The organism is Paenibacillus sp. V4I5, assembly GCF_030817255.1.
GTDB lineage: Bacteria > Bacillota > Bacilli > Paenibacillales > NBRC-103111 > Paenibacillus_E.
This window is the reverse complement of the sequence record NZ_JAUSZB010000002.1, coordinates 6,297,808-6,320,633: the sequence shown is the minus strand read 5'-3', so window position 1 is coordinate 6,320,633 and position 22,826 is coordinate 6,297,808. Positions and strand designations below refer to the sequence as shown.

Below are 22,826 nucleotides of genomic sequence, written 5' to 3'. Positions count from 1 at the left end.
CATAACTTCCATTATTCCCGTGTAAAAGAAGGTTAATCCAATTCATGCAAACTTTTGCGTGACGTATGATAGCCCCCTTACAGAAGAAGGATAAGCTTAGATATTCATGCAAAAGGATGTGGTTCGCTTGAAGCAAAGCTTGATGATTTTATTACTTTTCCTTTGCCTTTGTATGACATCAGATGCGTACGCTTTAGCTAATAATCCCTTGATGCCTAATGCTGATATCATTATCGACGTAGGGCACGGGGGCATAGATAGCGGAGCTTTACACGGTAAATATCAAGAAAAAGATATGAATTTAGCCATATCCAAAAAAACATACAAGCTGCTTAAGAAAAGGGGCTATCGAGTCATCATCAACAGGACGGAGGACTACGCTTTAAGTGAAGATAACAAGTGGTCGTTCGGTGGAAGACACCGTAAGGATTTAGCGCAGCGTTCCGGAATCGCCAACACCATTAAGCCCAAAATAATGTTAAGCATGCATATTAATTGGTCAAGTAAATCCGATCGTAGAGGCCCTCTTGTTATTTATCAAAATCAATCGGACAGCATTTTGCTTGCTCAACTTTTGCAGGATTCCCTAAATCGTCTTTATGGAACGGAAGAACTGGCTGTTCTCGGCAAAAAATATTATGTGCTTAAGCACACGAAATGCCCGTCTGTTATCGTTGAATTAGGATTTATTTCGAATAAAGCAGACCGCAAGCTGCTGAATGACTCTCATCATCAAGCCAAGCTAGCAAAAGCCATTACTCAAGCGGTAGATCAATACTTTGCTATGATCCATCCTAGTTAGTATTTAGTTTCATTGTTTGTGAAATCGGAACAAAGACAGCTTCCTTTTGAATGATCGGAATGGCCTCTTTAATGACTTGGGCTGTTTTTTTCCCTGGTGGACCCACATGTCCAATCGCGATGACCAGGTCTCGTTGATGGACTAACTTTTTAAACTTCACCATTTGCTTACTGATGTGACTGTACGTGTAAAGATCATCGAAGAAAAGTTGATTCTCAGAATAAGGAACTCCACTTTGGCCCGCTAGCTTGCCGATTAGGCTTTTTGTAGAAGTACGGCTATCTAATAAAATGAGATTTTTTTCTTTGCAGATTTCAACGAGAATTTTCATCACTCTCTTATCCGCAGTAGCCTTGGATCCCATATGATTATTAATTCCTATTACATAGGGAATATCTTCGATTGCTGCTACGATCCGTTTGTGAATCTCATCATTCGATAAGTCAGTAGTAATGGCTCCTGGACCTAACCAACTCTTCTTGCCTCGCACAGGTTCCATTGGTAGGTGTAGAATGACTTCATGCCCCTTATCGTGTGCTAATTGCGCATCTTGTTTGGTAGAGGGCAGGAAAGGCATGACAGCGACAGTGAAAGGGATGGGTAGATTCATCATCTCATTAGTGCCTTCCATATTATTGCCAAAGTCATCAATGACAATAGCAACCTTCTTGCTCTTAATTTCAGCCGCATGTTGTGTTGGCATTGCTACATCTGAAGCACCCGTATGCCATGGTAAGAGAAGCAAAAAAATCCCTACGATTACCGTAAGGGTAATGTGACGAACAGTCCTATACTTGTTTTGCAAATTCATAGCATTCTCCTTGTTTGCAATTAATCGTTAGAAAAACTTACTTCAATTGAACAAGCTTTCCAGTTTTACTCATTATGCTTCTCTTGCGTAACAAATATGCGTAAAAGGAATAAACGGTTTTGGGGGGCTGGTGCGGGAGTTAGTGCGGGAGTTAGTGCGGGAGAGTTGGTCCGGGAAATAATGCAAGTATTGATGTGGATATGGGTGCGGGTACGGGAATTAATACAGGAGCCAAATACAGGTGCAGGAAAATAGCGCACCCATGTTCCGCTAATTCAATTTTCTAGCGCATATTTCCAAAATAGCGCACTGTGGTTCCCTTTACCGGGGTATCAGTAACAATCCCATACAATCATAGGCTCTGAATATCCAACAGATAGCACAAAAAAGCCGTTAAAAGCACCTCACCGAGGTACCTTTAACGGCTTACTTCTTTAACATATATGCGATTAATGCTTACGTCCTGGAATAACACCAGTTTTTTCATAAGAATCTACGATGATATCAATTTCTTTCTTTAACTCATTAAGCAGTTCTGCTTCAGGAACCTTGCGAATCATTTCTCCATAACGGAAAAGCATGCCTTCACCACGAGCTCCTGCAATACCGATGTCAGCTTCACGCGCTTCCCCAGGACCATTCACTGCACAGCCAAGGACAGATACCTTAATCGGCACTTTGATCTTTGCAATATAGTCCTCGACCTCGTTAGCGATTGAGAACAAGTCGATATCCAAGCGACCGCAAGTAGGACAAGAAACAAGAGTAGCAGCATTGGTAATCAAGCCAAATGTTTTGAGCAGCTCGCGAGCTACTTTAATCTCTTCTACTGGGTCCGCGCTAAGCGAAATACGCAGTGTATTACCGAGTCCCATATTGAGCAGTGTTCCGATACCTGCCGCACTCTTCACGGCCCCTGTAAAGAGCGTGCCAGCTTCTGTAATCCCGAGGTGAAGTGGGTAGTTGAATGCTTTAGCCGCTTGGGAATAAGCTGCAATCGCCATAGGAACATCGGAAGCTTTGAGTGAAACGATAATATCGTGGAAATCAAGCTCTTCCAGAACGTTAATGTGGAACAAGGCACTTTCAACCATAGCCTCAGGCGTTGGGTACCCATACTTTTCGAGAAGATGATTCTCTAGTGAGCCAGCATTGACCCCAATACGAATTGGAATACCACGTTCCTTACAAGCTTTAACAACCGCTTCTACCTTCTCGCGGCGGCCGATATTACCTGGATTGATACGCACTTTATCGATGCCATTCTCAATAGCAGCAAGCGCTAAGCGATGGTCAAAATGAATATCTGCAACGAGTGGTATATGAATTTGTTTTTTGATTTCTTTAATGGCCTCAGCGGCTTCCTTGTTGTTCACGGTGACACGAACGATTTGGCATCCAGCTTCTTCCAGACGAAGGATTTCTGCAACTGTCGCCTTCACATCCGCTGTCTTCGTTGTACACATACTTTGCATGATGACTTCATTACTGCCACCGATCGTCAAATCGCCTACACGAACGGCCCGCGTATCTTTTCTATGGAACATTATAGTTTCTCTCCCCATGACACCAAACATCCTCCGCTCCAATCCCATTAACAGGGGATCGGATTGGAGGCTGTGTGTAATTTGTGAAATTATGGGTTACGCACTTTCTTCTTTCTTCTTACCAGTCGTCTGCGCACCATCTTTGGTCGTCAAAACAGGAGTGATCTTGTTTTGAACTGTTTCCTTAGATACCACACATGTCGTGACGTCTGTTCTCGAAGGGACTTCGAACATCACATCAAGCATAATGCTCTCAATGATGGCTCTCAGGCCGCGCGCGCCAGTATTACGTTTGATAGCTTCTTTAGCAATGGCATCAAGTGCCTCTGCGTCAAATTCGAGTGAGACGTTATCCATCTCAAGCATCTTCTGGTATTGCTTCACGAGCGCATTTTTAGGCTCCGAAAGAATACGCACAAGGGCTGGTTCATCCAGCGGCTCTAGTGTAGAGATGACCGGTAAACGACCCACGAATTCCGGGATTAAGCCGAATCGTAAGAGATCTTCCGGAAGCACCATGGATAAGTACTCGCCTGGTTTCAAATCTACTTTAGCCCCATCTGTGCTAAAGCCAATTACTTTTTTACCGATTCTGCGTTTGATAATTTGCTCAAGTCCATCAAAAGCTCCGCCGCAAATAAACAGAATGTTGGTTGTATCAATTTGAATGAATTCTTGATGCGGATGCTTACGTCCACCTTGAGGAGGAACTGAGGCAACCGTACCTTCAAGAATTTTGAGTAAAGCTTGTTGAACACCTTCACCGGAAACGTCTCTTGTAATGGACGGGTTCTCGGATTTACGTGCCACTTTATCGATCTCGTCAATATAGATAATGCCGCGTTCGGCTTTTTCTACATCATAATCTGCAGCTTGAATCAGTTTGAGCAAAATATTCTCAACGTCTTCGCCCACATAACCAGCTTCTGTTAATGAAGTGGCATCCGCGATTGCAAAAGGAACATTCAGAATTTTGGCCAGCGTTTGCGCTAGCAACGTTTTACCGCTTCCTGTAGGTCCTAAAAGTACGATGTTACTTTTTTGAAGCTCAACATCTTCCAATTTGTTTTGCGAATTAATACGCTTATAGTGGTTATAAACCGCTACAGCCAATGATTTTTTCGCTTGATCCTGCCCGATTACGTACTGATCCAAAATATTGCGAATTTCTTTTGGTTTCGGAACATCTTTCAGATCAAGCTCTTCTTCATGCCCTAATTCTTCTTCCACAATCTCCGTGCAAAGCTCTATACATTCATCACAAATGTAAACTCCCGGACCTGCAACAAGTTTGCGAACTTGGTCTTGGGATTTTCCACAAAAGGAACATTTGAGTTGGCCTTTTTCATCGTTAAATTTAAACATGGGATCACTCCTTTATTTCAAGTCGTTTCGAGTGATAACCTCGTCGATTAACCCGTATGTCTTCGCTTCATAAGCGCTCATAAAGTTATCTCGGTCGGTGTCTCTTTCGATCTTTTCAAGCGGCTGTCCCGTCCGGTCCACATAGATCTGGTTGAGTTTTTGTTTCGTTTTGATAATCCAATCCGCGTGGATTTTGATATCGGTTGCTTGACCTCTTACACCGCCGAGCGGTTGGTGAATCATAACTTCTGCATTCGGCAGCGCGTATCGCTTACCTTTGGCACCTGCTGTTAATAGCAGAGAACCCATACTTGCAGCCATACCTACACAAATCGTAGATACATCTGGTTTAATAAACTGCATGGTATCGAAGATACCCATTCCAGCTGTTACAGATCCACCTGGTGAATTGATATATAAGTGGATATCCTTATCGGGATCCTGAGCTGATAAAAAGAGCAGCTGGGCAATGACCAAATTAGCCACATCGTCATCAATAGCGCTCCCAATGAAGATAATGCGGTCCTTTAATAAACGCGAGTAGATATCGTAAGAACGTTCCCCACGAGCCTCTTGTTCAACAACCATAGGAATAAGACTCATTGTACCAACTCCTTTTGCGGCAATAGCCAAGTTCTCTCAATTGAGATTCAGATACAGTTTAACACGTTTGAACAGCAAAGTCATTTTTTCAGAGAACTGCTATGTATGAGGGTATTTCTTATGGTCTTGGACAGATTGGGGGCTAAAATAGGGTAAAAGAAAGGCACGTTGCTTACGTACGTGCCTTTACTTACCTTATTTATACAGCTGCGGAAACATGCTTGCTATTTTCAAGCAAGAAGTCAACCGTTTTTCTAATCACAAGATCGTTGCTCAGACCTTCTAGGCTGCCGTTTGAAGTAAACAGTTCACGAAGTTCTGCTGTTGTTTTTTGGTAGGATTGTGCATATTTCTCAAGCTCCGTGTCAACTTCTTCATCGGAAACTGTGATTTTTTCTGCAGCTGCGATGGCTTCAAGAACAAGGTTGTTACGAACACGCTTATCAGCATCTTCTCTCATTTGTTCTTTTAGCACGCTCTCGTTTTGACCGGAGAACTGGAAGTAGATCTCAAGAGTCATGCCTTGCGAGCGAAGACGTCTTTCGAATTCCTTCACCATAACATCTAGCTCTGCTTCTACCATGGAAGCTGGAATTTCAACATCAGCATTAGTTGCAGCTTTTTCAACAACAGCTGTTTCCAGAGCAGCCTCTGAATCTTTTTCTTTGCGCTCTTGAAGACGTTTTTTCAGTTCTTCTTTGTACTCTACAAGTGTATCGTACTCGCTCACATCTTTAGCAAACTCATCATCAAGCTCTGGCAAGTTTTTGCGTTTAATATCGTGAATTTTCACTTTAAACACAGCTGCTTTGCCTTTCAAATCTTCGGAGTGGTAGTTTTCAGGGAAGCTAACGTTAACTTCTTTCTCTTCGCCTTTACCAAGACCGACGAGTTGCTCTTCGAAACCTGGAATGAAGGAGTTGGAACCAAGCTCAAGGGAGTATTTCTCCGCTTTACCGCCTTCGAATGCTTCACCATCAACGAATCCTTCGAAATCAAGGACAACAACATCACCATTTGCTGCTTGTCCTTCTTCAAGAACAACCAATTCAGCATGACGTTGTTGCAAACGAGTAAGCTCTTCATTCAATTCTTCATCGGTAACTTCTGCGCTTACTGCTTCAACTTCGATACCTTTGTATTCGCCAAGTGTTACTTCAGGCTTAACAGTTACTTTAGCTTTGAACTTCAGTACTTGTCCTTTGCCGAATTGCTCAACGTCTACTTCAGGACGATCGACAGGCTCGATTTTAACCTCTTCAATCGCTTCCACATAAACTTCTGGCAAAATGATATCTAAAGCATCTTGATACAAGCTTTCTACACCAAATTTAGCTTCAAATATTGAACGAGGCACTTTCCCTTTACGGAATCCTGGAACATTCACTTTTGCTGATACCTTTTTAAATGCTTTATCCAAAGCATCTGCTACGCGGTCTGCGCCAACTTCCACTTCAAGAACGCCTACGTTCTTCTCTATTTTTTCCCAACTTGCTTTCATTTTATGCTTTCCCCTCCAAAAATGTACGATGACATATTTTCACGTTACTCTCATTACAACCATTCTATTATACCATATAAGATTTTCATTTCAAGGCAACCTTTCTTGCCTTATGATGGATCCGGATTAAACTGCTTCACAAACGCTTGAAGCACAAGGTTAGCTCGCTTCCACTGCAGCTTCATGGAATCAACAATCCCGTAATTGTCTAGTAATTCTTCCCGATTCACACTGCCAAATAATTTCTCTTGTAGAATAGCATGCAAGGCAGATGCCCATACATCAACAGCGCCTTCTTCCGCATTCTGTAAATCCGTATAGATCGATGTCCCATAGGCATAGGCTAGAAATTCCTGCCAAGTCTGCTTGGCAAAATAAACAAAATCAGGTTGGCTTATTTCACTAATGTCCCCGACCCTGCGAATCATATCACGAATGCGTGATGGAAAATCCTCCGGGCACATCGGTGTCTCTTCGATCTCGACAAGGATCTTTTCCCCATTCTTAGGGAACTCGATAAATCCACGCTCACCCATCTGTTTAAGAGCCTGTAAAGCTTTAAACTGAATGTGAGGGTGCCGCGGCTTCTCACCTAGCCACTCCTTTACACGTTGGCTTACGTCAGATTGATCAATAAACGCCAATTGTTCAAGGGCATTGACTTGCTGCTCTAATGTACCGTCTCTTAGCATATTCAGAAGCTTAAGCGCAAAAGCGCCATCATCGGCTGTCTTTTCTTGTATGTACTGCCGTAATAGATCCGTTTCTTCCTCTGGATCATCTTCCAATGGAGACGTCATTGGGAACATGGATTCCGGATACATGGTATACAGCCAATTCCTCAGGGCTTCCCATTGTTCGGTTTTGTGATGGTCTACTGTCGGAAATTGCAGTAGAAAGGTTAGCAATTGGAGTGCATCACTATACTGCTCTGTTTTTAGAAACCGAGTCAGCTCCTCTTCGTAATATTGCTCTGTTTTCGGAAAAAGAATTAAGTTATTGATGGATGGGTCCGTTATGATGATCACCTCAGAAATCTTGGTCTCGCTGGTGACAGTTTACTTGATTGTCCAAGTGATTGCAAAATAAACATTTAAAATAGGGTTGACTTCACTTGAAACTATATGATAATATAACTCTTGCTTCGCTAAACGGATCACATCCGCAAGGTAAGAAGAGGTCTATGTCTCAGTAGCTCAGCTGGATAGAGCACACGCCTTCTAAGCGTGCGGTCGGGGGTTCGAATCCCTCCTGGGACGTTTATGTACGGCAAAGGATCGCGAGAAATCGCGGTTTTTTTTGTTTATAAGAAAAATAAAATTCACTATGCTACGAATCTTTCATATTGTGCTATACTCTTTTCAATTACATATTTTTTCGAATAAATGAGGTGCCCTTGCGTAGCAAGCAAGGGGTAACAGGGAATCGGGTGCAAATCCCGAGCGGTCCCGCCACTGTATTCGGGGAGTTTCTTTCTATCATGTCACTTGATGCATATTCAGGGAAGGCAGAAAGAATACGATGATCCGAGAGCCAGGAGACCTACCTTCATTTATGCACCCAGAAACCTTCGCGGAAAGGAGCGGTGTACGTCAAGTCTCTCGACATGTAGCTTATATTTGTCGTTTATTCGTACGTACCCACGACCAATCCATCAGGATTGGTCTTTTTTGTTTGTTATTCGAACTTCAATTAGGAGGAATTAAAAAAACATGCAAACAAAATCACGAAAGACAAAGGTCGTTAGCTTCTTACTAGTGGTTATAGGGTTAGCCCTTTATCTATTCATTAATGAACCGCAAACCGTCTACGGCATGCACATTATGGAAGGATTTCTCCCCGTAGGTTGGGCTATATTTTGGTGGGCAGCCTTCCTTCCGTTCTTCTTTCTTGGTGTCCGAGCACTTATCAAAATTACGAAAGAACATCCAGAGCTCAAAATTATGCTCGGTCTTGCTGCTGCGTTCACTTTCGTACTTTCAGCACTAAAGATTCCTTCTGTGACCGGAAGCAGTTCTCATCCAACAGGTACAGGTTTAGGAGCTGTAATGTTTGGACCGCTCCCTATGAGCGTCCTAGGATCGATTGTATTGTTATTTCAAGCGGTTTTACTTGCTCATGGAGGACTTACGACTCTCGGGGCAAATGCATTCTCAATGGCCCTCTCCGGTCCAGTAGTTGGTTACTTCATATATAAGTTCATGATGAAAACAACCTGCAAACAAAAATGGTCGATATTTTTGGCAGCTGCTCTTGCCGACTTATCCACATACATTGTTACTTCTGTCCAATTAGCTCTTGCATTCCCGGCTGAACAAGGTGGATTTATGGCATCCTTCTTGAAATTCGGCGGTATTTTTGCCATTACGCAAATCCCTCTTGCCATTAGTGAAGGCATTTTAACCGTATTAATATGGAATTGGTTACAATCTTACAGCCCTAAAGAACTATCTATCCTACAACACTAAAATGAAAGGAGCTTCTGAGCAATGAAAACTCGTACTTTAAATACCCTTATGCTGATTGCTGTTGTATTACTGGCAGTTTTGCCCCTTATTTTCGTACAAGGCGAATTTGGAGGAGCTGATGATGCCGCTGAACAATTAATTCAGAGTATTCAACCTTCCTATACGCCATGGTTCTCTTCTTTATTTGAGCTCCCAGCTGAGACAGAAAGTATGCTATTCGCCTTACAAGCGGCCATTGGCGCTGGCTTCATCGGGTTTGCCTTTGGCTTTTTCAAAGGGAAAGCGTCTAAATCCAAAAACCAATGATAAAACGAATCGATTCGCTATCTTATAAAAATGCCTTACGCCCCCTGTCACCGATGTGGAAGTGCGGTTTTGCAGTTATCATGCTGCTGTTTTCTTATCTAACGCATCCACCCGTCCAGGTGCTTATAGCGTTATGGATGACTCTATGGACGGTTGGCTACGCTCGCGTTCCGATCAAATATTATGTAACTGTCATCGGTGCTGCATGCCTTTTTTTTGTGGGGAGTGTACCCGCATTAGTCGTAGAGATCCGTCCTCTGCCAGAAGCCATGCCTGATATTCATGAGGTGGCGGCCTTTATATTCATGGACTGGAAATTGTCCGTTACTTCAACAGGTCTTTTGCTAATTGGAAAATTATTCATTCGTATTATAGCGAGCTTAAGTTGCGTGTCCTTTATTATGTTCAGCACTCCTTTTTCTGAATTGCTGCAAGTCTTACAAAAAGTTCGTGTTCCCAAGCTGGTTCTGGAAATTATGCTTATTATGTATCGGTTTCTGTTCATCCTATTTGAAATAGCCAATAACATGTATCTAGCTCAGCAATCAAGAGGCGGTCAGACCGGTTTCCAAAATAGATTAAAGGATACAGCCATTATAATTGTTCAAATGTTTATCAAAACGATGCAGCGGTATAAATCATTGTCAAATGGCCTTGTCTCCCGAGGTTTTACGGATGACATTCATATGGTGCCTTACCGAGCTAATCCTGTACCTTTTCGATATAAATTGGAAAGTTATGTAGGGTTCACACTCTTACTGCTGCTCGAAATTTGGCTGCATTGAAATTGGAGGAGTACCGATGAGCACGATTTTAGAAACCTTAGAAGTAAGTTTCAGCTATCCCTCTTCACAGACCATGGCTTTAAACAAATTAAAGCTCCGCATCCCCGAGGGAAAAAAAACGGCCATTTGCGGTCATAACGGTTCTGGCAAATCGACTTTATTTCTTCATGCTATTGGCATTCATTCACCTTCATCGGGTCAAGTTTTATGGAAGAACGAACCTTTAACTTACACTCGCAAAGAACTCAAACAATTACGTCAAGATGTTGGACTTGTGTTTCAAGACCCTGAACAGCAGCTCATTTTGAATACTCCTTATGAGGATGTCACCTACGGACTGCGGAATGCTGCCATTCCTGAACTTGAGATTACTCGCCGAGCAGAAGCTATATTACAAACGATGGGACTCGAACACTTAGCGCACACACCCATTCACCACTTGAGCCTCGGTCAAAAGAAACGAGTAGCCCTAGCCGGTGTGCTGGTGCTTGAACCAAAGCTTCTACTTCTTGATGAACCAACGGCCTATCTAGATCGTATATCGGAGCAACAGTTAGTCGAGGAGATCAACCGTATACATAGCCGCGGAATCACGTTAGTCATGGCTACCCATGATATGAACCTAGCCTATTCATGGGCTGATTGGATTCTGGTGATGGATCAAGGACAGTGCGTCATGGAAGGCACACCAGATGAAATATTCAAAGATAGCAAGGCTATTAAAGACCTTGGTCTTGATAGGCCAATGCTGCTAGATTTGTGGGAAGCATTGCCTGAAGCTAACCGTCAGGGCGTATCCGCACCCAAGAATGTGCGTGATTTTACAACATTATTACAAAAAGTCCATTTATAATTATCATCAACGAATATATATAAAGTTAAAAGTGGCTGTCCCAACATTGATAAAATAGTTAGAGGGACAGCTTCTTCATGTATACATGCGTGCATCCATCTATCAATGGTAGGCCCTCTCGTTCCGTTCATTCAATGCTTAGCTCTTTTCATCCACTTTAGTGGCCTGCCGTTCCATTATGAACAAGTATGACGAATAAGCGCGGAAAACGCGCTTATTCTGGAGGCACGAATAGGTAAGGAGTAAGCTTTATTTACCTCTTACCTATAACATATAAATTCTGACCAAAAAGGACCTCCCCCTATTACGGAAGTCCTTATGGTTACGTGCTTTAAGGAAGATATCCCTCTTTTTAAACTTTCATTCATTGATTATTTGCTTTGTATGCGACTAATGCCCTTATTTCCTTTTCCGGTTGGCACAAAGCTTTCCTCAAAGCTATAAATCATATGTTCTTCGAGTGGTTTCCCCTCTAGTAAATGCTCTCTAACAAGCCTTCTCCCAGTCTCTGGTGTCATTTCCTTGTACCAAATCCCTTGCGGATACACCGTGACAACACCTGCATCCTGACAGCGGCCATTACATCTAGTCCGAGTTGTATGTATAAGATGCTCGGCTCCGTGCTTCGAAATTTCATCTCGGATGGCTAGCGTTGTTTCATCTCCTGAATGTTTCAGGCAAGATCCCCCGTTACAGATAAGTACATGATGTTGGACTGTTGATAGATCCCACGTACTCATAAGAACACCTCCCTATCTCCCGTAGGTATATAACTGTGCTGCTGAAATAGGCAGGTCTCCTGGCTTCAGGATCTTCATCATACGTCAGCCTTCCCAATCGGTCGATCAGTGGCATAGAGACGTTGACTCCTCTGTTACAGTGGCGGGACCGCGTCGGCTTCTAACCGATCTTCCCTTTTAAGCTTACCCTACGCTTTGAAAGCGGAATGTAAGCACCTATTTCGAATATGAAATTGTACCCGAGTTTATTGAAATCTTTTAAACTCAATCATCATCTTACCTCATAGTCTACTTACAGACAAGGAAAAAGCCCCCACCAAATGGTAGGGACTACATCGGAAGCTGTATTCACGAATTCAAATCATTAACTTAAACGGAAGGCCGATTCGGCTGGTGATGTCCGGGCTCTGTTGAATCCAGGTTGGACTGTATACGAGAAGATTGCTTCGAATGATCGATTGTGCTTTGTGTCCTTTGTTCCATACTTTTCTTTTTGCTCATGATGGGGTTAATCCTCCTGTAAGTTGAAATAATGATCACTTGATTAGTATGGAGAGATACCGCCTCTAATATGCTGTTTATAATACCCATAAAGAACGAAGGAAAAGAAAAGCAAAAGCCTGCAAGGAAATCTCCCTGCAGGCTCTTGGTGGTGCCATTAGACATTAGTGCTTGTTGTTCGGCATATTACTTTCCGGACGTCCGTCCCCTTGTGTCTTGAGATTCTTCTTGGCTTTTCTCTGCTTTTCGTGCAGCTTGCTAATGAAATGACTATCCATGAGCATTCGCCTCCTGAAGAAAGAATGGCACTACCTCTTTAGAATGTCACACGAGGTCTAAATTTAAACGCATGGCAAGATTAAGAATCGCGCCTCTTGCTTCTGCATCTGTTTTGACTTTTTCGTACAATTCCTCAAAATTAGTGCGGTTTTGAATAAATTCCGGTTCGGTTTTGATAGCTGTTTGTGTCCAGTTGATCAAGACATTCTCGGCTTGGGTAAGTTCATTGTAAGCACGATGCAAGCCGACACGCTCAATAATTTCTTCCATCTCTGCTTGCCCAACTTCTTTCCCTTCCTCTTTTAATTCCGCAATCCGTTTATCCGCTTGGTTACTAATTTGCAGGAAATGCTCTCTTGAGGCTAGATAATCAATTTGTGCTTTAGAGTGTTTCTTTTTCATTGTCATCACCTTTGTCATTTAGTAAGTAAGAATTGGGTTTATTGTATCAGGCCTGTCCATAAAACACAAAATCCGTCCGGTTGACTGCGCCCATCCACTTTTGGACAGACATTATATACCTTGAGTTTGCATACCTTTTATCATCATGCTCTCTTTATAAGGAAAGGAAGGAACGTCTATGTGCGGAATAACGGGTTGGATAGATTGGCGGAAAGACTTGACCGGGTACCCGTCCATTCTAGAAAATATGACGGAAACGCTCCATTTGCGTGGACCTGATGCTTCTGGTACTTGGATTTCACAGCATTGTGCCCTCGGCCATCGGCGTCTTAGTGTAATGGATCCGGAAAACGGCGCTCAGCCCATGGTACGGAAACAAGGAGACTACACGTATACGATCGTATATAATGGCGAACTCTATAACGCACCTGAACTCAAAAAGGAGCTCGAACTTCGTGGACATCATTTCCGCACGACCTGTGATACAGAGGTGCTGCTTGTTGCCTTTATTGAGTGGGGAAGAGCTTGTGTAGATCGACTTAATGGCATTTTCGCTTTCGCGGCCTGGAATGATCAAGAACAATCCCTTTATTTGGTCAGAGATCGGCTTGGCGTAAAGCCGCTTTTTTATTCTCATCAAAATAGTGTGCTTCTATTCGGTTCTGAGCCGAAGGCCATACTCGCACACCCCGACTTCGAAGCAGAGGTTGGTGCGGAAGGCTTGGCCGAAATCTTCGCAGTAGGTCCTGCTCGCACACCTGGTCATGGGATTTATCGCAACATGTCAGAGCTCAAACCAGGACAATGCGCTGTATTTGACCGCAACGGCTTATCCATTCGTACGTATTGGAAGCTCGAAAGCCACCAGCACTCCGACGATATCGCTGCTACGGCATTGCAAGTTCAACAACTACTTAGAGACACATCCCAGCGTCAACTTGTGTCTGATGTACCCATCTGTACTCTTCTATCGGGTGGTCTTGACTCTAGTGCGCTTACTGCACTTGCCTCTGCTCATTACAAGAATAGCGGGCAAGGCGCTCTGCATACCTTTTCCGTTGATTACAAAGATAATGACAAGCATTTTAAAGCAAACATATTCCAGCCAAATTCCGACGCACCTTGGATTAAACGGATGACGGAGCATCTAGGAACCGAGCATCATTATATTGAATTCGACACACCCGAGCTTGTGGAATCACTGAAAACAGCGGTATTTGCCCGCGATACACCAGGGATGGCTGATGTCGATGGGTCTCTTTATTTATTTTGCCGTGAGATCAAAAAAGAAGCGACGGTTGCCATATCCGGCGAAGCTGCTGACGAAATATTCGGTGGATACCCTTGGTTCCACAATGAAGAAGCTTTGGCTGCGGGCACGTTCCCTTGGTCTTTAAAACTGAACAATCGAGTCGACCTGCTTGCTCCCGATTTTGTAGATTGGATCAAACCAGTCGAGTATGTCAGTAATCGATACCAGCAAGCGCTCAGCGAAGTGCCGCGGTTAGCTGGGGAAACGCAGCAGCAGAACCGCATGCGAGAAATGTCTTACTTAAACATTACCCGCTTCATGCCGACACTTCTAGATCGAAAGGATCGAATGAGTATGGCCGTCGGACTTGAAGTTCGCGTCCCCTTCTGCGATCACCGTCTTGTCGAGTATGTCTGGAATATTCCCTGGGAAATCAAAACATCGGGTGATCGGGAGAAAGGTATTTTGCGCAAAGCGCTCCAAGGTGTTCTTCCTGACGATGTGCTAACTCGCAAGAAAAGTCCTTACCCAAAGACACACAATCCTAATTATTTAGCAGCGGTGAGAAAATGGGTGTTGGAAATTCTGGATGACCCTAGCTCACCCTTACTTCCCTTCATTGATGTTAAGAAAATCCGCGCACTTGCCAGTTCAGAGTCGAATGATTTCGATCTCCCTTGGTTTGGTCAGTTGATGACAGGCCCTCAACTATTTGCCTATTTGGCACAAGTGGATACCTGGTTACGTTCCTATAAAATTTCCATCCGATAAAAAAAAACCTGCTACCCACCAATGAAGTGGAAGCAGGTTTTCTTCATGCTATTACCCGTTCTGATCAGGAAGTCTATCCAAGAACATACGCAAAGCTTTGGCTCGATGGCTCATCTCATTCTTCTCTTCCATCGTTAATTCAGCCATCGTTCTCCCAAGAGCAGGGATATAAAATAAGGGATCATAGCCGAAGCCGCTTTCGCCACGTTCTTCCCCAATAATATACCCATGGCAAGAGTCCTCCGCTTCAATCACTTCATTCGCTACAGGATCGATGAGTGTAAGCGCACAGACAAAGGAAGCTTCGCTCAAAAGCTTTGGGTGCTCTGCGTCAGCAGGTAATCCGTCTACAGAATCTACCTCGCTTAATGCTTGCAGCAGCTTAGCATTATTGTCCGCATCTGTAGCGTTCTCTCCAGCGTACCTGGCTGAATAAACACCCGGTTCACCGTTTAAAGCCGCTACACACAGCCCAGAGTCATCGGCAAGGACCGGCACATGAAGATGTGCCGAAATAATCTGCGCTTTAATCCGTGCATTTTCTGAAAACGTCGTTCCGCTCTCCACGATTTCCGGAAGATCGGTATAATCCGTTAAGCAGCGAACTTTGTAGCCTTTTGCGCCAAAAAGCTTCTCAAACTCTTTTACTTTGCCCTCATTACGCGTTGCAATGACAACGAAATTACTTTGTAGCAGCATGATGTACACCTCGAATGCGATCAGCGATCGGGCCTAATACTTTAGACTGCTCTTCAATCATCGTATGGATGCCTGTTTCAGCAAGAGCAAGCAGTTCATCCAGTTCCTTACGGGAAAAAGGAGCATCCTCGCCCGTTCCTTGAATTTCTACGAATTGACCCTGCCCCGTCATCACGACGTTCATATCTACTTTAGCGTGTGAATCCTCTTCATAATTCAGATCCAGCCGCGGTGTTTGGCCGATAACACCAACACTCACAGAAGCCAGAAAGTCGTTAATCGGGAACTTGGCTAATTTTTTGTCTGTCGCCAGCTTATCGATGGCAAATGCCATAGCAACAAAAGCACCGGTAATTGACGTTGTACGAGTACCGCCATCCGCTTGAATAACATCGCAATCCAGCGTGATGGATCTTTCGCCTAAAGCTTCCAAATTCACCACGGAACGAAGCGCACGGCCAATAAGACGCTGAATCTCCATGGTACGTCCACCAAGCTTACCTTTGGCAGCTTCACGCTGATTTCTAACCTGCGTAGCTCGAGGCAGCATCGAATATTCGGCTGTTACCCATCCTTTCCCTTGACCTTTCATAAAAGGTGGGACGCGCTCTTCAATTGTCGCTGTACAAATCACTTTGGTATCCCCGACCTCAATAAGCACCGAGCCTTCCGCGTGTTTTATATAATGAGGGGTTATTTTCATAGGTCGCAGTTCTTGATTCGTTCTTCCGCCAATTCTCATAAATGTTGTTCTCCTCCTGTTGCTTCCATCAGAAGCTTTGTTCCTACGCCCCATTGTAACAAAGTAGTCAGCGAAAAGCATCCTAAGTCAAAAACAATGATGCCGAACATTGATTATAATGCTGAGAAAACCCCTATGCAAGCGACTTGTCAGAGACAGCGCCTTGCATAGAGGTCGTTAGAACCGGGCAAGCTTTTTAAAGCTTAGCCGGATTAATATGAGTTGTTTTAGTTACAGGTTTCACAGCGCCATCCACTTTAATTTGGACTTGCTTAAAGCTTGTGTTCTCAGTCAATGAAAGAATAACAGATTGCATAGCTTCAGCGGATGCTTTCTGATCAGCGCCAAGGAATTTATTGGAGAAGTCAACGGTTATAACACCATCCGATGGCTTAATGCTCTTCACTTCCGTTGTAGCATTCAGAACAGCAGCCAGACCCTTCTTCTGATCAGGACCTTTGATCAACTGTTCGACAACCGCTTTCGCGACATCATCCGTCCTTTTGACGAGCCTTGTAACAGGTACATAATATTTGTAATTTTGATCATTTTGATTCAAGAAATAGAGTGTAACCGGTGTGGATTGACCAAATTCAGCATCCTCAGCCTTCTCGATGTTGATCCCCATAGAGCGTGCAAGCGGTGTATCCAGCGGTGTCTTCCCTTTCGGCATCTCTTTCAGATCTTTTCCATCTACGCGCAGCTGTACTTTCTCTACGGTTGGGAAGCTCGTCAGATTCCAAGTGATAGCCTCCAAAATCTTTCTCTCATTCGGTCCATCGTAATTGAGAAACTCCTTAGAGAAATCAACTATGGCACGCTTGTCTGATGTAACATTCAAACTAACAACCTTCGTACCTTTAGGCAGCAGCGCTTGGAAACCCGATGGAAGCAAACTTGCAACCGGACCTCCGTCCACCATGTACTCGAGAGTCGTTTTGGCAACAGAAACCGTTTTTGGTAATCCAAGACTAAGTGGAGCAACGAATCCTTTAGCATCTTTCACATAAACCGTCATCTGTGATGAATTGTCCTCGATCATATCGATCGTAACGGCCGCTGATGTCGTCTTCGCGTCAGCTTCCGCACCCGTTGTCGGAGGTGCATCGATGTCACTTTTCTTCCCAGTGCCCAGAACCGAACATCCCGTGGTCAGCAAGGCAATTTACCCCCGCGATAGCGGCTGAACGAATCCAATGTTGATGTTTCATTAGCTTATTTCCTCCTCCAAGTTTTCGCAGAAGCTTTCTGAAGCATCTGCCCTGTATTTTCTTTGTATGGCCTGTACAATGCTTTTTCGTATTATTATGTATACGAGGCTTTGTCCGATTTATAACTACTTTTTGTCCACATTTGAAAAAAAGTCATGCACCAGGTTTTAAACCTGTAGCACATTGAAACAAAAATCCTGGGAGTTAATCCTTCGGCATCTTTTAAAGATATGCTATACTCAAAAATAAAGAATTGACTTAATTTGGAGGCGCTTCAATGAGAACATTCCTTAAAGAAAAAGCAAACATTTTCAACGAATTCCGTGAAGAGGTTTTTAGTCACTATTCCCAAGCTGTCATCGAAGACGCCGTTGCTCGCTTACTCGTCGAAATCAAAGGAATTAAGAAAATTCCCTATGAAACGATCACAACGACTCTACTTGGAGTATTAAGCAATAACAGAAACCTATAACGTTATGTCCACGCTCATGGAGCTCCAAAAGAAGGTCAAACATGATTCCGAGCTTCTAGCTAGTATGAAGGATCCTGCCTATAATGTTCATCGCACCATTGCTATGTCCATCTGTGGACTATATGGCAGCGGCGCGATTTCTCTTTTTGGATTTATGGATTGCAAATTCCGTTTCTTCTTTCCGAACAAACGTCCTAAATCTTTCATTTCCAAAGGGATCTGTGCCATTGTTGCTTCAACTGCAAGTTCAATCATTTCTGAGAATGTGAAAGAGGACTATACCACACGTAACCTGGCTCTGTTCGAGTCGAGAGGCGTGGCTTTGGAGGATATGGTGGATATTCTGGATCAGCTTCAGCGTCCTTACAATCCGAATATGGAGCGCAGCCTTTGTGAAGAGCATGTTCTTGCCGTATTACGAAAACAGCAAACATTCCACGCCCTTCAATTGGCGATCAAAATTGATACAGCCGTCGAAGCCGGAGAATTTAACCCCCAATATAATCATATTGTTGGACAAGACGAAGGGCTTTTCGGGGTTGATGAAAGCATCGCAACAGCCGTTCCACTCATGTATGGGACCATTGCACTCACGAATTTCGGATACTTAGACAAAGAGAAAATCGGGATTATTAAAGACCTCGACAGCGATCATTCTGAAGGAAAATGCAATACATTTATCGATGATATGGTATGCGGTGTCGTAGCAGCCGCCTGTGGCCGTTTGGCGCATAATAATATTCCTACTTATAGTAAGCCTTTGAAGTGAGTAAGTAGAAGATGCTGGTTATTGAAGAGTTGCCGTAGAGTGCTGAGTTGTAGGGAGAATTGATTAAGTGCTGTAAGGAATCGAGCGAGAGGCTTTAGGAATAGCCAAGGATACTGAGTGTTCGTCGGAACCCTTTTAACGGAACGTGAATGCCTTATTTGCCCTAAAACGCCCATTTTCATGAGTAAGAGGAACGAGGATTCGCTAATTCCCTATTTTCATACAAAAAGCCTAATTTTCTTGAAAATAGCGTACTCTAATTCCGTTAGAATCGAGATACATGCATTTTCCCAAAAATAGCGGATTCTAGTTCCGCTATAATCGAAATACCTTCGTTTTCCTAAGATATAGCGGATGCAAGTTCCCATGGAATGGACGATGCACTTCCCCTGAAAATAATAAAGCCTCCAAAACCACATAACGGGTCTTGGAGGCCTTCTGTATTTACTTCGATATCGCGATATATTGAATGAGCTCCGCAGCTGGGTCTACCTGCTGGATGCGGCCTTCTGCTTCCAGCAGGATGAGGTGAGCGATCGTCTCCGACAGCGCGAACCTCATCTGGTGTATGCTCAGCCGGTCGCCGAACGTCGCACGGCACACCTCATAAGCGCTAAGCGGCGCGCTTAATTCCCCCTCCATGAGCGCAAGCCGCTCATGATGATGGCGCACAAGCTCCTCTGCGCGTGCGCCAAAGCCGGACCATGGCTCCCGGTGCCCCGGGTAAGCCATCTTCACAGGCAGCCTGCCGATCTCCTGCAGGCTGCTGAGGTACGCGCCGAGCGGGTTTTCTTCCACCTGCGGGAGGAAGGAAACGTTCGGCGATATTTGCGGCAGGACATGGTCGCCGCAAAAGATCACCTCCGCCGCGGCGTCGTAGAAGCATAGATGACCCGCGGCGTGGCCGGGAGTCTCGATGGCTTCGTACACGCGGTCTCCGAGGCGCACAGGCCCTTCACGCAGCACCGTTACCTGCGGCTGCGGCGACACCAGAGAGACGAAGCTCACCATGTGCTTCGTCATCTCGATCAGCCCGGCTTCCGGGAAGCCGTGCCGGGCAAAGAGCGTCAGGAGCAGCGCCGACATCGGCTGCTCCGGGCCCCACAGGAGCTGCACCTGCGCTAGGCCGGTCTCCGAGAGGAGAACCGGCGCGCCCGTGCGCTCCTGGAACCAACCCGCCATCCCGTAGTGGTCGGGATGGTGATGGGTGAGCACGATCTGTTCCACGTGCTCGAAACCGATCCCGCGCTCCTGCAGCACCTGCTGCCAGAGCGCTTCCGCATCCGGGGTGCGGAGCCCCGGATCAATCACGGTATACCCGCCCCTGCCGCGTACGAGGTAAGCATTCACCCACCGCAGAGGGAAAGGCAGCGGAACCTTCACTTGCGTGATCTCATCCGTATGTTCAGTCACGATGTTCATTTCCGAGTACTCATCCTTCCTTATGCCCTACAAAAATCAACCGGCTTGATGCTTCAGCATCATAAGCCTGTCCATCATATTCACCGTATACATGATCAATATGTAATCCCGCTTTTAACAGCATAGCTTCGAATGTTGTTCGATCATATAACTTCACCTGCTCCAGATATTGCCGATCAGCAGTACCCTTTTGCGAAATCACAATCCGTTTACGCACACAGCCATCTTCAATGGTTCTTGCTTCACGAATCCATAGATCTTCTTCCCTCCGCTCCGATTGAGGAACGAGATTCGATTGAACATAAACCGGATTCAAGAAATCGATGATGAAACGGCCGCCCTCTTTTAGAAGCCGATGAATTTCATGAAGCACCTTCTCGTTTTGTTCATCCTCATCAAAATAGCCAAACGAAGTAAACAAATTCACGACAGCATCGTATTGCCGGTCAAGCGGTACTTCACGCATATCACCGCGCAGCCATGATACTTGCTTTCCAGCATCTAGCTTAAAAGCCTCATTCAAAAGTACCTCGGATAAATCCACGCCCGTTACGTCGTAACCGAACTCAGCCAGCGCCATAGAATGGCGGCCCATGCCGCAGCATAAATCAAGCACTTCCGCTCCTTGTTTCAGCCCCAGCCAATCAATCATCTTCTTCACTTCATGATAAGCACCTTGCAAATCTCTGTGTTTATAAACAATTAAATAATCATTCCCAAAACTTTCCTGATACCAAGCCATTTCTTCACACCTTCAGTTTCTACGATTTATACATGTTAGGAATATCAAATGATTGCAATTTTTGCTTCACAATACGCAAACCGTCAAACGCTTCTTCTTTGCTAAAATTGCCTGCTTGCAGGAGTTCTTCTTCCATAGCCATTAATTTTTCGTAAAAGATTACACCTTGTTCGAGCACTACGGATTGGTCCGGATGATCCTCCATATAATGGAATAAAACATCCTCTACTTTGGCGTAATTGCCCTGTTTCTCATAATGCGCGAAAAGAAGCCCCTTGATCTCCTCCGGAATGATCCATCCTTGAAGACGTTCCAAGCTCTGGTTCAATCGGGATGTGATCTCATCGTTCACTTCATCCATAGGTTCAACTTCAGGTGAGAGCGATAGGTGAAGCAGCAAATCAACAGATTTGAGATAGGCATGATAAGCCTCGTCAGTCTGGTCATGCCGCTGAAGCAGGTCACCTTGTCCTGCAAACATATCACTAAGCACCAGTGCTTTCGCGGTATCCAAGCTGCCATGATAGGACAATAAATCAAGGATATCCTTACTCGATAAAGCCTGCAAAGAGCGAATATTCAGCCCCAATAGATGGCGACTTGCTTCATCCAGCTGCTGCTGGGCATCTTCTAAAGGGATGTGTTCCTTATTAAAAAGTATGCGATGCAGCACCACGGTCATTTGCTCAATCTGCCGCATAAAATAATCCCGCTTGAACATCTTTTGAGCCTCCTTTGTCAAAAGAAATGCTTCATTTTAGCTTACCACGCCTCGGTAGGAAACTCAAAAGCGGATATCGCCTATTTTTGAGCATATACCGCACCATTGACAACAGCCCTTCATAAACTAATTTTGACTGTATCCCTAAACCTTGTAATTCCCAATACCCGAGCAAGGAGGGGTGACACACATCCATGGGCAGCGACCACAAAAACAAATTTCTACTTACTAACCGCGAAAGAGAAGTATTCGAACTCTTAGTACAAGACAAAACCACGAAAGATATCGCGCAGCAGCTTTTCATAAGCGAAAAGACTGTGAGAAATCACATTTCCAACGTCATGCAAAAGCTGAACGTAAAGGGTCGTTCACAAGCGGTTGTAGAACTGATCAAGCTTGGGGAATTAAAGATCTGATTCCATCAGCAGAGGGATCCATGTAAGCCTTTGAGCCTCCTTATGGAGGATTCAAGGGCTTTTATGTTTCGCAGAATAGTTAGAAATCATAGTTAGCACCAAATATTGAAAGTTTTGTTAACCCGACATTTCGACAACAAGTGACGTCAAGCATGTACTATGATACATATACAATTCACTCTTAAGGAGGTAATTATGTTAAATGGTTGAAGCAACCAATGATCAAAAAAATATATTTTCACTTTCAAAGCTTCTGAATATAGAACCCAAAATTCTGCTTAGACTTTGCCATTATATTGAATCCAGAGGACATTTCTTTACGAAATCAGATGAGGGTACCATTCAATTTAATGATAGAGATATCGCTGTTATCCTAGCCCATTACTGAAGGGCTTTTTTCTTTGTGCTACGGTATAAAACAATTAACGTAATTTATGTAGTCCTTCATAAGGGCCACTTAGATTCGATTCGCTATATATAGAATGAACAATCAATCTAATAAAACTTATAGCACTCTTCGACAGAGTCTGAGAAGCTGAAAATCGACTACTCAGCAGACTGTCCCGCGCGTCCATGCAGATTAAGCTCGAAAATCGTGCTTAATCTGGAGCACACGAATAAAAAAGTAGCTGCCAAAAAAAAAGCC

26 protein-coding genes, 1 tRNA gene and 2 riboswitches are annotated in these 22,826 nt (G+C 44.2%); of the genes, 11 read left to right on the top strand and 16 right to left on the bottom strand.

Going from position 1 to position 22,826, the window contains the following annotated elements:
• Positions 1 to 127 precede the first annotated feature (127 nt).
• Positions 128 to 802, top strand: a complete 675-nt coding sequence (locus tag QFZ78_RS31010; protein WP_307553204.1) for an N-acetylmuramoyl-L-alanine amidase family protein — start codon at positions 128 to 130, stop codon at positions 800 to 802.
• On the opposite strand, the gene QFZ78_RS31005 is transcribed toward QFZ78_RS31010, so the two are convergent.
• The 6 genes from QFZ78_RS31005 to QFZ78_RS30980 form a co-directional block, all read right to left on the bottom strand.
• The gene (locus QFZ78_RS31005; protein WP_307553203.1) at positions 795 to 1,613 is read right to left on the bottom strand and encodes a divergent polysaccharide deacetylase family protein; all 819 of its coding nucleotides are present in this window, start codon (positions 1,611 to 1,613) and stop codon (positions 795 to 797) included. The two genes, QFZ78_RS31010 and QFZ78_RS31005, sit on opposite strands and share 8 nt — an antisense overlap.
• A gap of 449 nt (positions 1,614 to 2,062) precedes the next feature.
• A complete protein-coding gene (gene ispG / locus QFZ78_RS31000) occupies positions 2,063 to 3,160 on the bottom strand; it encodes a flavodoxin-dependent (E)-4-hydroxy-3-methylbut-2-enyl-diphosphate synthase (protein ID WP_307446734.1) in 1,098 nt (365 codons plus the stop codon).
• 96 nt (positions 3,161 to 3,256) lie between these two features.
• Positions 3,257 to 4,525, bottom strand: a complete 1,269-nt coding sequence (clpX, locus tag QFZ78_RS30995; protein WP_307553202.1) for an ATP-dependent protease ATP-binding subunit ClpX — start codon at positions 4,523 to 4,525, stop codon at positions 3,257 to 3,259.
• Positions 4,526 to 4,537: 12 nt separating this feature from the next.
• Positions 4,538 to 5,128, bottom strand: a complete 591-nt coding sequence (clpP, locus tag QFZ78_RS30990; RefSeq protein ID WP_307446742.1) for an ATP-dependent Clp endopeptidase proteolytic subunit ClpP — start codon at positions 5,126 to 5,128, stop codon at positions 4,538 to 4,540.
• Positions 5,129 to 5,327: 199 nt separating this feature from the next.
• Positions 5,328 to 6,629 (bottom strand): trigger factor, encoded by a 1,302-nt coding sequence (tig, locus tag QFZ78_RS30985; RefSeq protein WP_307553201.1) that lies wholly within the window; start codon positions 6,627 to 6,629, stop codon positions 5,328 to 5,330.
• Between the two features lie 110 nt (positions 6,630 to 6,739).
• Positions 6,740 to 7,657, bottom strand: a complete 918-nt coding sequence (locus QFZ78_RS30980; protein WP_307553200.1) for a hypothetical protein — start codon at positions 7,655 to 7,657, stop codon at positions 6,740 to 6,742.
• Positions 7,658 to 7,814: 157 nt separating this feature from the next.
• Between QFZ78_RS30980 and QFZ78_RS30975 the strand changes: the two genes are divergently transcribed.
• From QFZ78_RS30975 to QFZ78_RS30955, 5 genes are all read left to right on the top strand, one after another.
• Positions 7,815 to 7,888, top strand: a tRNA-Arg gene (locus tag QFZ78_RS30975).
• 112 nt (positions 7,889 to 8,000) lie between these two features.
• Positions 8,001 to 8,194, top strand: a riboswitch (cobalamin riboswitch).
• A 147-nt stretch (positions 8,195 to 8,341) separates the two neighbouring features.
• Positions 8,342 to 9,097, top strand: a complete 756-nt coding sequence (locus tag QFZ78_RS30970) for an energy-coupling factor ABC transporter permease (protein WP_307553199.1) — start codon at positions 8,342 to 8,344, stop codon at positions 9,095 to 9,097.
• Between the two features lie 21 nt (positions 9,098 to 9,118).
• Complete coding sequence (locus tag QFZ78_RS30965; RefSeq protein ID WP_307553198.1) at positions 9,119 to 9,403, top strand: energy-coupling factor ABC transporter substrate-binding protein; 285 nt, start codon at positions 9,119 to 9,121, stop codon at positions 9,401 to 9,403.
• Positions 9,400 to 10,188, top strand: a complete 789-nt coding sequence (gene cbiQ / locus QFZ78_RS30960) for a cobalt ECF transporter T component CbiQ (RefSeq protein ID WP_307553197.1) — start codon at positions 9,400 to 9,402, stop codon at positions 10,186 to 10,188. Before QFZ78_RS30965 ends, cbiQ begins: the two co-directional genes overlap by 4 nt.
• Positions 10,189 to 10,204: 16 nt before the next feature.
• Positions 10,205 to 11,041: an energy-coupling factor ABC transporter ATP-binding protein gene (locus QFZ78_RS30955; RefSeq protein WP_307553196.1), complete on the top strand. Its 837-nt coding sequence runs from the start codon at positions 10,205 to 10,207 to the stop codon at positions 11,039 to 11,041.
• Between the two features lie 371 nt (positions 11,042 to 11,412).
• Here QFZ78_RS30955 and QFZ78_RS30950 read toward each other — a convergent pair whose 3' ends face one another.
• From QFZ78_RS30950 to QFZ78_RS30935, 4 genes are all read right to left on the bottom strand, one after another.
• Positions 11,413 to 11,781, bottom strand: coding sequence for a (2Fe-2S) ferredoxin domain-containing protein (locus tag QFZ78_RS30950; RefSeq protein ID WP_307553195.1), 369 nt, complete (start codon positions 11,779 to 11,781; stop codon positions 11,413 to 11,415).
• Between the two features lie 32 nt (positions 11,782 to 11,813).
• Positions 11,814 to 12,016, bottom strand: a riboswitch (cobalamin riboswitch).
• A 134-nt stretch (positions 12,017 to 12,150) separates the two neighbouring features.
• Complete coding sequence (locus QFZ78_RS30945; RefSeq protein WP_307553194.1) at positions 12,151 to 12,282, bottom strand: hypothetical protein; 132 nt, start codon at positions 12,280 to 12,282, stop codon at positions 12,151 to 12,153.
• A 164-nt stretch (positions 12,283 to 12,446) separates the two neighbouring features.
• Positions 12,447 to 12,560 (bottom strand): DUF4023 family protein, encoded by a 114-nt coding sequence (locus QFZ78_RS30940; protein ID WP_307553193.1) that lies wholly within the window; start codon positions 12,558 to 12,560, stop codon positions 12,447 to 12,449.
• 46 nt (positions 12,561 to 12,606) lie between these two features.
• Positions 12,607 to 12,963, bottom strand: a complete 357-nt coding sequence (locus QFZ78_RS30935) for a hypothetical protein (protein WP_307553192.1) — start codon at positions 12,961 to 12,963, stop codon at positions 12,607 to 12,609.
• 178 nt (positions 12,964 to 13,141) lie between these two features.
• Between QFZ78_RS30935 and asnB the strand changes: the two genes are divergently transcribed.
• Positions 13,142 to 14,986 carry an asparagine synthase (glutamine-hydrolyzing) gene (asnB, locus tag QFZ78_RS30930; protein ID WP_307553191.1) on the top strand — a complete coding sequence of 615 codons (1,845 nt, stop codon included), beginning with the start codon at positions 13,142 to 13,144 and terminating at the stop codon, positions 14,984 to 14,986.
• A 51-nt stretch (positions 14,987 to 15,037) separates the two neighbouring features.
• Here asnB and QFZ78_RS30925 read toward each other — a convergent pair whose 3' ends face one another.
• The 3 genes from QFZ78_RS30925 to QFZ78_RS30915 all read right to left on the bottom strand — a co-directional run bounded on the left by QFZ78_RS30925 (position 15,038) and on the right by QFZ78_RS30915 (position 17,586).
• Positions 15,038 to 15,685 carry an XTP/dITP diphosphatase gene (locus QFZ78_RS30925; RefSeq protein ID WP_307553190.1) on the bottom strand — a complete coding sequence of 216 codons (648 nt, stop codon included), beginning with the start codon at positions 15,683 to 15,685 and terminating at the stop codon, positions 15,038 to 15,040.
• Positions 15,669 to 16,427: a ribonuclease PH gene (gene rph, locus QFZ78_RS30920; protein WP_171644825.1), complete on the bottom strand. Its 759-nt coding sequence runs from the start codon at positions 16,425 to 16,427 to the stop codon at positions 15,669 to 15,671. Before rph ends, QFZ78_RS30925 begins: the two co-directional genes overlap by 17 nt.
• Before the next feature lie 196 nt (positions 16,428 to 16,623).
• The gene (locus tag QFZ78_RS30915; protein ID WP_307553189.1) at positions 16,624 to 17,586 is read right to left on the bottom strand and encodes a GerMN domain-containing protein; all 963 of its coding nucleotides are present in this window, start codon (positions 17,584 to 17,586) and stop codon (positions 16,624 to 16,626) included.
• Positions 17,587 to 17,915: 329 nt separating this feature from the next.
• On the opposite strand from QFZ78_RS30915, the gene QFZ78_RS30910 reads away from it, so the two are divergent.
• Together QFZ78_RS30910 and QFZ78_RS30905 are read left to right on the top strand one after the other, a co-directional pair.
• On the top strand, positions 17,916 to 18,110 hold the full coding sequence (locus QFZ78_RS30910) for a hypothetical protein (protein ID WP_307553188.1): 195 nt from the start codon (positions 17,916 to 17,918) through the stop codon (positions 18,108 to 18,110).
• Between the two features lie 4 nt (positions 18,111 to 18,114).
• Complete coding sequence (locus QFZ78_RS30905) at positions 18,115 to 18,879, top strand: phosphatidylglycerophosphatase A family protein (RefSeq protein WP_307553187.1); 765 nt, start codon at positions 18,115 to 18,117, stop codon at positions 18,877 to 18,879.
• Between the two features lie 444 nt (positions 18,880 to 19,323).
• Here QFZ78_RS30905 and QFZ78_RS30900 read toward each other — a convergent pair whose 3' ends face one another.
• From QFZ78_RS30900 to QFZ78_RS30890, 3 genes are read right to left on the bottom strand one after another with little or no spacing between them, the layout of a single operon-like run.
• Entirely contained in the window at positions 19,324 to 20,301 is a 978-nt protein-coding gene (locus tag QFZ78_RS30900) for an MBL fold metallo-hydrolase (RefSeq protein WP_307553186.1), read from the bottom strand.
• A 10-nt stretch (positions 20,302 to 20,311) separates the two neighbouring features.
• Positions 20,312 to 21,043 carry a class I SAM-dependent methyltransferase gene (locus QFZ78_RS30895; RefSeq protein ID WP_307553185.1) on the bottom strand — a complete coding sequence of 244 codons (732 nt, stop codon included), beginning with the start codon at positions 21,041 to 21,043 and terminating at the stop codon, positions 20,312 to 20,314.
• Between the two features lie 19 nt (positions 21,044 to 21,062).
• Entirely contained in the window at positions 21,063 to 21,764 is a 702-nt protein-coding gene (locus QFZ78_RS30890) for a DUF6483 family protein (protein ID WP_307553184.1), read from the bottom strand.
• 194 nt (positions 21,765 to 21,958) lie between these two features.
• On the opposite strand from QFZ78_RS30890, the gene QFZ78_RS30885 reads away from it, so the two are divergent.
• Positions 21,959 to 22,180 carry a helix-turn-helix domain-containing protein gene (locus QFZ78_RS30885; RefSeq protein ID WP_028556998.1) on the top strand — a complete coding sequence of 74 codons (222 nt, stop codon included), beginning with the start codon at positions 21,959 to 21,961 and terminating at the stop codon, positions 22,178 to 22,180.
• Between the two features lie 202 nt (positions 22,181 to 22,382).
• On the top strand, positions 22,383 to 22,568 hold the full coding sequence (locus QFZ78_RS30880; protein ID WP_307553183.1) for a hypothetical protein: 186 nt from the start codon (positions 22,383 to 22,385) through the stop codon (positions 22,566 to 22,568).
• Positions 22,569 to 22,826: the final 258 nt, after the last annotated feature.